This window comes from Chryseobacterium sp. 22458, assembly GCF_052044975.1.
Lineage (GTDB): Bacteria > Bacteroidota > Bacteroidia > Flavobacteriales > Weeksellaceae > Chryseobacterium.
In genome coordinates, this window is sequence record NZ_JBQEOA010000004.1 from 1 (window position 1) to 12,601 (window position 12,601).

Consider the following 12,601-nt stretch of genomic DNA (forward strand, 5'->3'; position numbering starts at 1 on the left):
CTTTACAACAGGTATAGATCCAGGTTTTGGCTAAAGCCTATGGAATTATTCTTTTGGATGAGAACGGGCTAAAGCCCGTCCCTATTGAATGAGGTGTGGCTTAATACTTCTATTATTATCCCTTACTCTTTTTTATCCCAATCCCAATCCTGTTCTTATTCAGGATTGCTCATTACTCATTACTTATTACTCATTATTAATCCATATCTGACGTTCAACCGTACAACAAAAACTATTTCTCCTGGTAAACCTGTTTTACTCAAATAATTTCAATAAGTTTGTACTGGTTTTCTAAAATAATTATAATGTCAGGAAACATTCTGATCATCGATGATGAGATCAAGCTCCTTAAGTTACTGGGGATGATCCTTTCTCAAGAAAATTTTAATGTAAAAGAAGCTTCTACGGCACGTTCTGCAATGACAATGCTTGAGCAGTATGATTTTGATGTTGTTTTAAGTGATGTCCGCCTGCCTGATGCTTTTGGTGTAGATCTGGTAAATTCGATCAAAACAAAATATCCTCATTTGGAAATCATTCTGATGACTGCATTTGGTAATATTACAGATGCTGTTCAGGCTATGAAAAATGGGGCTTATGACTATCTCGTAAAAGGCGATGATAATGAGAAAATTATTCCGCTGGTATATAAAGCTCTTGATAAAGTAAAAGATAACAAATCCAGAATCATTCAGCCTGCTAATACGGCAAAAGGTTTTGAACAGATTATCGGTAAATCACCAGCCATTCTGCAAGCTAAAAAATTGGCTGAAAAAGTTGCTTTAACAGATGCAGCTGTACTTTTAACCGGAGAAACAGGTACCGGGAAAGAAGTTTTTGCCAATGCCATTCATGAAGGAAGTGACCGTAAGAAGAATAGCTTTGTGGCGATCAATTGTTCCGCATTCAGTAAGGAAATTCTGGAGAGCGAACTTTTTGGCCATAAACAAGGAGCTTTTACAGGAGCTCTGAAGGATAAGAAAGGTCTGATTGAAGAAGCCAATGGTGGCACACTGTTTCTGGATGAAATTGGGGAAATGCCTGTAGAACTGCAGGCCAAGTTGCTTCGTGTTTTGGAAACAAAAGAGTTTATCAAAATGGGAGAAACTAAGGTCTCAAAATCCGATTTCAGATTGGTGGCAGCAACCAACAGAGATCTGGAACAGGAGATAAGGCAAGGAAACTTCAGAGAAGATCTGTATTTCAGGCTGAATGTTTTTGAAATCACTCTTCCGGCTTTAAGAGAGCGCAAAGAAGACCTGAAGATGCTGGCCAAGAATTTTATTGATCTTTTTTCAAACAAGCTGCATTTAACCTCTGTTGAAGTAACGCCTGATTATTACAAAGTACTTGAAAAAAATGATTGGAAGGGAAATATCCGTGAATTGAGAAATGCCGTAGAACGGAGCTTAATTTTGATGGATCATAATACACTGGATGCAGAAAGTCTTCCTCATTATGCTGAAAGAGCCACAGAAAGCGATTCTCTAAGCATCAGATCGTTAGAAAAAATACATATCCAGAAAGTTTTACAGTATACAAAAGGAAATAAAGCCGAAGCAGCCAGACTTCTTGAAATTGGTATTGCCACATTATACCGTAAACTGGAAGAATACGGATTAAAATAATCAATTTATCATTTTAATAAAGAGCCTATCATTTTGATAGGCTTTCGTGTTTTTATGAAGTATTGTAATTGTTTGTAATCATCTGTATGATAGTTTTTTAAGTGTTTTATTTTCAGATTGGAATTCCTTTTGGCATAAGGTATCTGAATAAAATATTTAAAAATGACAATTTCAAGAAAAACGTTTAAAAAACGGAAGCATTCCACTTTTAGTCTGCTGATTGTATCGTACGTATTGCTGACCCTTTTAACCCTAATGATTAAGATATGATGCTCATAAGTTTAATTCTGCTTTTTGCAGTTTTGTTTTGGCTTTTATATAAATCAGTTGAATTTTTTGATAGAATATAAATTATGTGGAGTTTATTTTTCCTTTCAATACTTGCCTTTGTGTATATCTGTTATGTTTTAATGAAACCTGAAAAATTTTAAACGGTTATGAATACAGAAATTTTAGGCATTATAGCAATGTTTGCCATCACATTAGTTATCGGGATATTTTTAGGTAAATACATAGCTAATGTATATGGATACAAAAAAACTTTTCTTGATCCGGTTTTTGAACCCATCGAAAAGTTAATTTATAAAATATCGGGAATTAATCCTAACCGTCAGATGAACTGGAAACAGAATATGTATGCCATGCTGGCGATTAATCTGGTTTGGTTCATCATTGGTTTTCTTCTTTTACTGAACCAATCCTGGCTTCCTTTAAATCCTGATGGAAATCCGAATATGTCACCCGATCTGGCTTTTAATACAACTATTTCCTTCTTAGTCAACTGTAATTTACAGCATTATTCGGGAGAAACAGGAGTAAGTTATCTGAGCCAGCTTTATCTGATGTTTTTACAGTTTGTAACAGCTGCAACGGGAATGGCGGCAATGGCTGTTCTTTTCAAAGCTTTTAAAGAAAAAACCAGTACTGAACTTGGTAACTTCTACGATTATTTCACCAAATCGGTGATCAGAATTCTGGTTCCTATAAGCGTAATTGTTGCTTTAATTCTATCTATCAACGGAAGTCCTATGACTTTCGAAGGAAAAGATCACATCATAACACTGGAAGGCCAGAAGGCTGATGTTTCCAGAGGTCCGGTATCTGCATTTGTTGCAATCAAACATTTGGGTACTAATGGTGGTGGCTTTTTCGGAGCGAACTCAGCACATCCCCTTGAAAATCCTAATTATATGACCAATATGACAGAGATGATTACTCAGATGATCATTCCTTTTGCATTGGTATTTGCACTGGGTTTTTATCTGAATAAAAGAAAGTTGTCATGGGTTATCTTTACCGTAATGACAGTTGGTTTTCTTGCTCTTACCATTCCGAATGTTGTGAATGAAACGGGTGGAAACCCTCTGATTACACAAATGGGAACAGATAGCAGCCTGGGAGCAATGGAAGGAAAGGAAATCCGCTTCGGAAGTGCAGCATCCGGTTATTGGAGTATTGCAACAACGGTAATTTCTACAGGATCCGTAAACGCAATGCATGACAGTACAATGCCTCTTTCGGGGATGAATGAATTGCTTGCGATGATGATCAACTGTTTCTACGGAGGATGTGGTGTCGGAATTCTGAATTATTTCATTTTTATTATTCTCGCCGTATTTATCAGCGGCCTGATGGTGGGAAGAACTCCGGAATTTATGGGTAAAAAGATTGAAGCCAAAGAGATGAAAATCGCTATGATTGTAGCTTTATTCCATCCTTTTTTAATTCTTGTAGGAACGGCCTTAACTGCTTATTTACCGGAATTTGGAGCAAAAACATTAAATAACCCGGGCTTTCATGGCTTCAGCGAAATGCTGTATGAATTTACCTCTTCTTCAGCCAATAACGGATCCGGTTTTGAAGGATTGGGAGATAACACCCCTTGGTGGAATATCTCAACAGGGATCGTATTACTGCTGTCAAGATTTATTCCGATTATAGGCCCGGTAGCGATTGCAGGACTGCTGGCACAGAAGAAATTTATTCCGGAAAGTTCAGGAACACTGAAAACGGATACAGCCACTTTCGGATTCATGACCCTGGCGGTGATTTTACTGATTGCAGCGCTATCTTTCTTCCCTGCATTGACCTTAGGTCCTATTGCAGAGCAGATTCAGTATTTCTCAAAATAAATGTGAACATTAAAAATTAAAATCAATATTCAACCATTAAGGGAGCTGAAAAGTGTGAGGAAGCTAGTCTGACACTTACTGAAACGTTCACTTATATTATCCATATCTATCCTTATTATTTGGCAGACCTTGATGGTGATTATTGATTTACAATGATATAAACTCTTTCAAAAAAATGAAAAATCAGTCACAAACATTATTTCAGAGAGATTTGGTAAACGAAGCGATCAAACAGTCCTTCGTAAAGCTGAATCCGAAAATTATGTTTAAAAATCCTGTAATGTTCCTGGTGGAGATCGGAACCATTGTCATGTTTATCGTAAGCATGTTTAGTCTTACTGGTGATAAAACCCAGGGAAGCTTTTCCTATAACTTTTTAGTATTTATTATTTTATTTTTCACCGTTCTTTTTGCAAATTTTGCAGAAGCTATTGCAGAGGCAAGAGGAAAAGCACAGGCAGATACTCTTAGAAAGACAAGAGAGGAAACTCCAGCTAAATTAGTGCTTGATAATAAACCAGGATTTCAGGTAGAAACAAGACTGAAGATGTCTGCTGAAATGACATTAGGCGATATTTTTCTTTGTGAGGCCGGAGATCAGATTCCGATGGATGGTGAAATTATTGAAGGTCTGGCAACCATTGATGAATCTGCCATTACCGGAGAAAGTGCACCTGTCATCCGTGAAGCCGGAGGAGATAAAAGCTCTGTAACCGGAGGGACGAAAGTACTTTCAGACAGAATTAAAGTAAAAGTAACTACAAAACCCGGAGAATCCTTCTTAGATAAAATGATTGCCCTTGTAGAAGGAGCATCAAGACAGAAAACACCCAACGAAATCGCATTAACCATACTTCTGGCAGGATTTACCCTTACATTTATTATTGTTACCCTCACTTTAAAGCCATTTGCAGATTATGCGCAGACTCCGATTACCATAGCGGCATTTATATCTCTTTTCGTTTGTCTTATTCCGACAACCATCGGTGGTCTGCTTTCTGCAATCGGGATTGCGGGGATGGACAGGGCTTTGAGAGCGAATGTGATTACAAAAAGTGGTAAAGCAGTGGAAACTGCGGGAGATATTGATGTTCTGTTGCTTGATAAAACCGGAACAATCACTATCGGAAACCGTAAGGCAACCCAGTTTCATCCTGCAAACGGAATCGAACTTGACAAATTTATTAAAGCTTCTGCATTAAGTTCCGTAGCCGATGAAACTCCGGAAGGAAAATCAATCATTGAACTGAGCGCTTTAAAATCTGAAGATTTGCTGGTTGCTAATCCTGTCTACATCGATTTTACAGCAGAAACAAGAACTTCAGGAATTGATTTTGACGAAACCAGAATTCGTAAAGGAGCTTATGATACCATAAAAAAACTGACTGAAAAAGCCGGGAATAGCTTCCCGCAGGAAACCCAGGATGCGGTAACCAAAATTTCTGAAAACGGAGGAACTCCTTTGGTAGTTTCTGTGAATGAGAAGGTGTGGGGCGTTATTGAGCTTCAGGATATCATTAAAACCGGTATCCAGGAACGTTTCCAAAGATTGAGAAAAATGGGGGTAAAAACGGTGATGGTAACCGGAGATAATCCTTTGACGGCAAAATTTATCGCAGAAAAAGCCGGAGTAGACGACTTTATTGCAGAAGCTAAACCGGAAGATAAGATGAACTACATCAAAAAAGAGCAGCAGGAAGGTAAGCTGGTCGCTATGATGGGGGACGGAACGAACGATGCACCGGCACTCGCCCAGGCTGATGTAGGTGTTGCAATGAACAGCGGAACACAGGCAGCCAAGGAAGCTGGTAACATGGTAGACCTTGATAATGACCCTACCAAACTGATTGAAATTGTAGAAATCGGGAAACAGCTGCTGATGACAAGAGGAACGTTGACAACTTTCAGTATTGCGAATGATGTTGCGAAGTATTTTGCGATTATTCCGGCATTGTTTATCACATTTATTCCATCTCTTCAGAAGCTGAATATCATGAACCTTCACAGCCCGGAAACAGCTATACTGTCAGCAGTGATCTTTAATGCGGTGATCATTCCGTTCCTGATTCCGCTGGCATTGAAAGGAGTCGCTTACAAACCAATCGGGGCCAGTGCATTATTGAGAAGAAATCTTTTGATCTACGGTCTGGGCGGAGTAATCGTTCCTTTCATTGGAATCAAAATCATTGACTTGGTCATCAGTTTATTCTATTAAAATTAAAAAAATGAAAAATCATATTGTTTCAGCATTCAGATTAACTCTTGTGATGCTGGTGGTTACAGGTATTTATCTTGGTGTTGTATACGGAGGTTCTAAAATACTTCCTAACAAAGGAAACGGAGAAATTGTTTACAATAAAGGACAGAAGTTTTATGCGAATATCGGACAGGAATTCAAATCTGAAAAATACTTCCACGGCCGTCCTTCTTCAGTCAATTATAATGCAGCAGGAAGCGGGGGAAGCAACAAAGGTCCAAGCAATAAAGAATATTTGGAAATTGTACAGAAAAGAATTGATACTTTAAAAATGAAAAATCCTGAAATGGGAAATACAAAAGTTCCCGTAGAGCTTGTTACGGCAAGTGGAAGCGGGCTGGATCCGGATATTTCTGAAGAAGGAGCTTTGTATCAGGCCAAAAGAATTGCAAAAGTGAGAAACCTTTCAGAAGAGCAGATCCAAAACTTAATTAATAACCAAACTGAGAAGCCTTTCTTAGGACTTTTCGGGCCTTCAAAAGTAAATGTTCTGAAGCTTAATATTGCTTTAGACCAATTAAAATAATAAATTTAATAATCAATCATGTCAAGATTTTAAAACTTGACATGATGAATACACCTTAAAACTAACGTGAAAAAATATCTAGCTATATGTGCACTATCAGGGCTGTTTTTAGCCAAAGCACAATCATCAGATTCATTGAAAACAGGCAATAAAATTACGTTTTCCGCTTATGCAGAACTCTTTTACACCTACGATTTTAATGAGCCTGGAAATCATATGCGTCAAAATTTTCTCTACTCATATAACAGACATAATGAAATGAATCTTAATCTGGGTTTAGTTAAAGCCAATTACCAAAGTGAAAATATCCGAGCTAATATTGCTTTAATGGCAGGAACTTACGCTCAGGATAATATGGCTGCTGAACAAAATGCCCTACGCTACATAAATGAAGCCAATATCGGAATCAAAATTTCTAAAAATAAAAACCTGTGGATTGATGCAGGGATTATGCCTTCGCATATTGGCTGGGAAAGTGCCATAGGAAAAGATAATCTTAACCTGACAAGAAGTTTTGCAGCAGAAAACTCACCGTATTTTGAAACCGGAGCCAAAATTTCCTACACCTCAGATAACGGAAAATGGTTTGTAAGCGGATTAATTTTGAATGGCTGGCAGCGTATTGCGAAACCGGAAGGAAATCAGAGTATTTCTTTCGGACATCAGTTGACTTATAAACCGAATGATAAAATTACCCTGAACAGCAGTTCATTTATTGGAAATGATAAAGCAAAAGAAGACAAGAGAATGCGATATTTCCATGATTTGTACGGAAGCTTTCAGCTGACAGAAAGGTTCTTAGCATTATTGGGATTTGATATCGGGGCAGAACAGAAATCAAAGGGAAGCAGCCGGTATAATATATGGTACAGCCCGAATGTGCAGATGAAATATCAGCTTGATAACAAATGGGCACTGGCAGGGCGGCTTGAGTATTATAACGATAAAAACGGAGTTATTATCAGTACAGAAACACCCAACGGATTTCAGACTTTCGGATATTCACTGAACGTAGATTATGCTGTTTTCAAGAATGTGGTTTTCCGTACGGAAGCAAGAGGTTTTACTTCTAAAGATGCTGTTTTTGCGAAAAATGATGAGTTCAGAAAAGGAAACTTCTTTGTGACAACAAGCTTAGCGGTGTGGTTTTAACCCGATAAAAAAGTGTTTAAAATAAAACTAAAAAGAATCAAATCAATGTCATCAGCAAAAGATTTTTTAGAACTGATCCAGAAATCCCGTAAAGGAAAATTCAAGATTTATATAGGGATGAGTGCAGGCGTGGGAAAGACCTTCCGGATGCTTCAGGAGGCACATTCTCTTTTACGGAACGGCATTGATGTAAAGATAGGATATATTGAAACCCATGGCCGGGAAGAAACCGTAGCCCTTGTAGAAGGAATACCTGAAGTTGGACGCAAATCCGTTTTTTATAAAGGAAAGAATCTGGAAGAAATGGATCTTCAGGCCATTATCAACGAACATCCGGAAGTGGTGCTGGTAGATGAGCTGGCCCATACGAATGTAGAAGGATCCAAAAATAAAAAAAGATGGCAGGATGTACTGGAAATTTTAGAGAGCGGAATCAATGTGATCAGCGCTATGAACATCCAGCACATTGAAAGCCTGAACGAAGAGGTAAAAAAAATTACCGGAATAGAAGTCGCAGAAAGAGTTCCTGATAAAATTCTGGCGCTGGCTGATGAAGTGGTAAATATTGACCTGACAGCCGATGAACTGCTTACCCGTTTGAAAGAAGGTAAAATCTATAAAAAAGAAAAAATTCAAACGGCACTCAGCAACTTTTTCCAAAGTGGGCACATTCTGCAGCTTCGTGAGCTGGCTTTAAAAGAAGTAGCTACTCACGTGGAAAGAAAAGTGGAAACTGAAATCAAGACCGGGAATTTTAAACCTATAAAATTCCTGGCCTGCATCAGCAGTAATGAAAAGATTGCCAAAACAATCATCCGGAAAACAGCCCGATTAGCCAGCTATTACAACAGCCCGTGGACAGTTCTCTATATTCAGAAACCGTCCGAAAATCCTGAAAAAATAGCGTTGGATAAACAGCGGTATTTGATTAATAATTTTAATTTAGCACAGGAATTGGGGGCAAAAGTGGTCCGGATCAAAGAAAACAGTGTTCATAACGGAATTCTGGAGTATGTGATTGCCCATAATATCACTACAGTCTGCATCGGGAAACCCCATGCAAAGTTCTGGCAGCGGCTGCTGGGATACAGCTGGATCTATACCCTGATGAACAGACTGAATGAGAGACAGATAGATATTATTATTTTATCTTAAAAGTAATGAAATCGTAATGACTTGGAAACACAAACCCCGATAAAGATGACGCGATTGCATAGGTCTTTTAAAAAGCAATAAGTATCTTCATATGAAACTTAAAACGAAACTTACCCTGGGCGTAGGCCTGTTATTTTTACTGATTGTTCTGCTTTCAGTGATAGGTTCTGTATACATCAACAAATTAAAATCCGATACTGAAAAGATCCTTACAGCCAATTACAACAGCCTGGAATTTTCCAAAAATATGCTTCTGGCTCTTGACAATATCAGTACAGACAGTACAGTGGCCATCGCTGATTTCCAGAAAAATAATAAGCTACAGGAAAAGAACCTCACAGAATTCGGAGAGAAAGAAGCCACCCAAAACCTGAACCTGCATTTCAACAGCTACCTGAAAGAACCAAGTTCCAATAAAGAAAAACTGATCCGGGAAGATCTGGCCAAAATAATGTCCTTGAATATGAAGGGAATAGAACGTAAAAGCGATATTGCCATCATCACGGCAGAGAATGCCACGTTCTGGATTGTGAGTTTAGGAACTGTATGCTTTCTGATTGCTTTTGTACTGCTTTTCAACCTGCCGCAGACAATTGCAGAGCCTATCAATCAGCTGACCTTCAGTATCAGACAGATTGCAGATAAGAATTATAACGAAAGAGTTCATTTTAAAGGAAGTGAAGAATTCAATGGCCTTGCAGAATCATTCAATACAATGGCAGAGAAACTGCAGGAATATGAAAGCAGTACACTTTCAAAACAGCTGATGGATAAAAAACGGATTGAAACCCTGGTCAACAATATGCATGATGCTGTTATTGGTCTTGATGAAAACCATTTTATCTACATGATCAATGATGAAGCGCTGAAGATCACCAACCTTCATAAAGAAGAGATTATTGGTAAAACAGCTCATGAAGTGGCAGTGAATAATGATCTGATGCGTGAACTGCTGAAAAACATTGATCATCCGGTAAAAGATCCTATTAAAATTGTCCGTGATAATAAGGAAAATTATTTTGAACAGGATATTGTTCCTATTAATATCATAAAAACAGGTGAGAGGGAGAAGAAAAATATCGGTAAAGTAATTCTTCTGCGTAATATCACTCCGTTTAAAGAGCTGGATTTTGCGAAAACCAATTTCATCGCTACTATTTCTCATGAATTGAAAACTCCTATTTCTGCCATAAAAATGGGGGTACAGTTACTTGGCAATCAAAAATTCGGGGATCTGAATGAACAGCAGCAGGAATTGCTGAAGAGCATCAATGAAGACGGGCAGCGATTACTGGATATCACCGGAGAGCTGCTTAATCTCTCTCAGGTCGAATCCGGCAACATCCGGCTGACCATTGAAAAATGTGCCCCGAAAGAGATTGTACAGACTGCCGTGAAAAATGTTGAAAAACTTGCCGAACAGAAAAATATCTCCATCAGTACAGAATTCTTTTTAGAAGATAATGACCTTGTAATGGCTGATTTTGACAAAACAGTGTGGGTCATGAATAATTTCCTGACAAATGCCGTGAAACATTCTTTTCAGGATGAAAGTATCCGTATTCTGGTAGAAAAAGAAGAATCCTTTATTCAGTTCAGTATTACCGATACCGGAAGCGGAATTGATGAAAAATACCACCGTCAGATTTTTGACCGTTACTTTCAGGTTCCGGGAGAGCATCAGAATGGTACCGGGCTCGGCCTGGCTATTTCGAAAAATTTCATTGAGAAACAGAATGGTGAAATTGGAGTAAACAGTTCCCTGAATCACGGCAGTACTTTTTATTTCAGATTACCGGTGTCATAAAATTGTTAGACTAATTTCAACCTTACAGGTTTTTTAAAGGCCTGTAAGGTTTATTTATAGAAGGTAAAAATAGTTTTATCAGATTTTTTATACCTCAGCTTTTTAAGTTTTATATATTTGAATGTAATAAAATTCAATAGTAAAGTTATAATCATGAAGGAAGTTCATTTCTATTCCGGTAAAATCAAAAGTCTGATCATGCTTATTGTCTCAAGTATCTTTACTGTTGGACTTTATCATATCGGTTTTAAGAATGACAGTCTTTTTCTGATGATGATATTATATCTCGCATTTGTACTTTTTTTATTTGGAATTGTCTATTCTTTACTGTTATTGTTCCGCACAAAACCTTTATTAACAGTTACCGGTCAGCAGATGATCATTTATAATGTGTTGAGAAAACCAACGACGATTAATTTTGATGATGTTCTTCTTTTTTGTACATCGGATATGAAGCATCATGGAATTAAAACAACCGAATTTATTCATATTGTACTTAAGCATCCAAAGAAAAATTCCAATCTGTTGAATAATATTTCTCCCGGACTGTTCGGGAATTCCGAGAGTCGTGAATACAGCTTTCAGATTGATATGATCAATGTGAAAACTAAAGTTTTGCTGGAATTGTTACAAAGTAAAATAAAACCTTACAGTCTGTTAAATAAGTAATAAAGTCATTAATTAACAGAATCACACAATTAAAAGAAGACGGATATACTAAATGATGTAAATTCGTCTTTATATTTGTTATAAAACTAGAAATGAAAAGATCAATAATTTCCAATAACAGATGAATGCATTAGAATCATCTGTCGAACATCTTTATGGGACCTTCTCAGTCTATCCGCCTGTACCCTGCATGAGCGGATGCCCTTGCTGTGTTTCGGAAGCAGACAAGGAAAACCTTCATATCAGGCCGTTGAGGGAATTGGAAGAGAATGATCTTCTAAAGTATGTATTTAAAGCTTTGACAACCTGGGGGAGTATTGAAGATTTTAAACATTTCCTTCCCAGGTTATTTGAAATTCTTGCAAAAGGAGGTTTAATTGCTTATTTAGATACGATAATAGGTAAATTAGAGTACGGGAAATTTGAAATGTGGCCGGAAAATGAAAGAGCTGCAGTTGAAACTTTTTTATTGAAGTGGTGGCAGAATCATGTGGAAACCCAATCTTATTTTGATCATGAAGCGTTTACCGGTATCTATAAAATAACCGGAGAGCTTGACAGAATGTTGGCGTGTTGGGAAACTGATTTTCAGAAAAACGGTTTTAGAGTCTTTGTTGATTGTATTGATCATTATTACCTTGATATGATTTACGATGGTAAAAATTTCAGGGACTTCAAAAGAGATGATATAAAAAGAATCAATTTATGGATTGCGAAAAATAAAGACAATCTGGAAAAAGGTTTTTTCTATTTTGAAAATAGAGAGGCAGAATTTGCAGAGATGATTTCCAATGCATTGTTTACTGTTGAAAAGAACTGTAAAAACCTGAAATAAATACCGTAACCAATGGAAGTTTTTATTATTTATACCGTTTCGGTTTTTGGGTTGGCCAATCTGTATTATTTTCAGTTTTCCATGAAAGAGAAAGAGACCTGGAAAAAAACTATGCTGAGGCTAATGGCAGGGTTTTCAGTCCTGATTTTTATGGCTGCGGTTGTTCTATGCATAGCAGATGTAAGAGGGAAGATCGAAGATGCCGGAACATTTTTTATTTTTTTACTTATTGGCAATATCATGATGCCAGTGTATCTGCTGCTGCTTTTACTTCTCAATAATGTGGTCAATAATATGATCGTGTTTGTTAAAAGCTATGGAACCTATACATTTATATTTTCCTTACTCACTTTTTTCGGATTGCCTCTGATCACTTTTATTTTGTACGGAGCTGCAGGCCTTCTTTTTGGTTTGGAATAAAAAAGACTGCATAACGTTAT

Annotated in this window: 10 protein-coding genes; all 10 read left to right on the plus strand. The window is 37.4% G+C overall.

What is annotated here, in order from left to right; all coding sequences use genetic code 11:
* Positions 1 to 305: 305 nt before the first annotated feature.
* The 10 genes from ACTJJF_RS14335 to ACTJJF_RS14380 all read left to right on the plus strand — a co-directional run bounded on the left by ACTJJF_RS14335 (position 306) and on the right by ACTJJF_RS14380 (position 12,581).
* On the plus strand, positions 306 to 1,628 hold the full coding sequence (locus tag ACTJJF_RS14335) for a sigma-54-dependent transcriptional regulator (protein ID WP_440700078.1): 1,323 nt from the start codon (positions 306 to 308) through the stop codon (positions 1,626 to 1,628).
* Positions 1,629 to 2,065: 437 nt separating this feature from the next.
* Entirely contained in the window at positions 2,066 to 3,760 is a 1,695-nt protein-coding gene (gene kdpA / locus ACTJJF_RS14340; protein WP_440700079.1) for a potassium-transporting ATPase subunit KdpA, read from the plus strand.
* Positions 3,761 to 3,935: 175 nt separating this feature from the next.
* Positions 3,936 to 5,975, plus strand: a complete 2,040-nt coding sequence (kdpB, locus tag ACTJJF_RS14345; protein WP_440700080.1) for a potassium-transporting ATPase subunit KdpB — start codon at positions 3,936 to 3,938, stop codon at positions 5,973 to 5,975.
* 10 nt (positions 5,976 to 5,985) lie between these two features.
* Positions 5,986 to 6,543, plus strand: a complete 558-nt coding sequence (gene kdpC, locus ACTJJF_RS14350; RefSeq protein WP_440700081.1) for a potassium-transporting ATPase subunit KdpC — start codon at positions 5,986 to 5,988, stop codon at positions 6,541 to 6,543.
* A gap of 66 nt (positions 6,544 to 6,609) precedes the next feature.
* On the plus strand, positions 6,610 to 7,695 hold the full coding sequence (locus ACTJJF_RS14355) for a porin (RefSeq protein ID WP_440700082.1): 1,086 nt from the start codon (positions 6,610 to 6,612) through the stop codon (positions 7,693 to 7,695).
* A 45-nt stretch (positions 7,696 to 7,740) separates the two neighbouring features.
* Entirely contained in the window at positions 7,741 to 8,850 is a 1,110-nt protein-coding gene (locus ACTJJF_RS14360) for a sensor protein KdpD (protein WP_312298207.1), read from the plus strand.
* Positions 8,851 to 8,941: 91 nt separating this feature from the next.
* The gene (locus ACTJJF_RS14365; RefSeq protein WP_312298206.1) at positions 8,942 to 10,657 is read left to right on the plus strand and encodes a HAMP domain-containing sensor histidine kinase; all 1,716 of its coding nucleotides are present in this window, start codon (positions 8,942 to 8,944) and stop codon (positions 10,655 to 10,657) included.
* A 153-nt stretch (positions 10,658 to 10,810) separates the two neighbouring features.
* A complete protein-coding gene (locus ACTJJF_RS14370) occupies positions 10,811 to 11,326 on the plus strand; it encodes an STM3941 family protein (protein WP_440700083.1) in 516 nt (171 codons plus the stop codon).
* A 121-nt stretch (positions 11,327 to 11,447) separates the two neighbouring features.
* Positions 11,448 to 12,161 (plus strand): hypothetical protein, encoded by a 714-nt coding sequence (locus tag ACTJJF_RS14375; protein WP_440700084.1) that lies wholly within the window; start codon positions 11,448 to 11,450, stop codon positions 12,159 to 12,161.
* A 12-nt stretch (positions 12,162 to 12,173) separates the two neighbouring features.
* Complete coding sequence (locus ACTJJF_RS14380) at positions 12,174 to 12,581, plus strand: hypothetical protein (RefSeq protein WP_440700085.1); 408 nt, start codon at positions 12,174 to 12,176, stop codon at positions 12,579 to 12,581.
* Positions 12,582 to 12,601 lie beyond the last annotated feature (20 nt).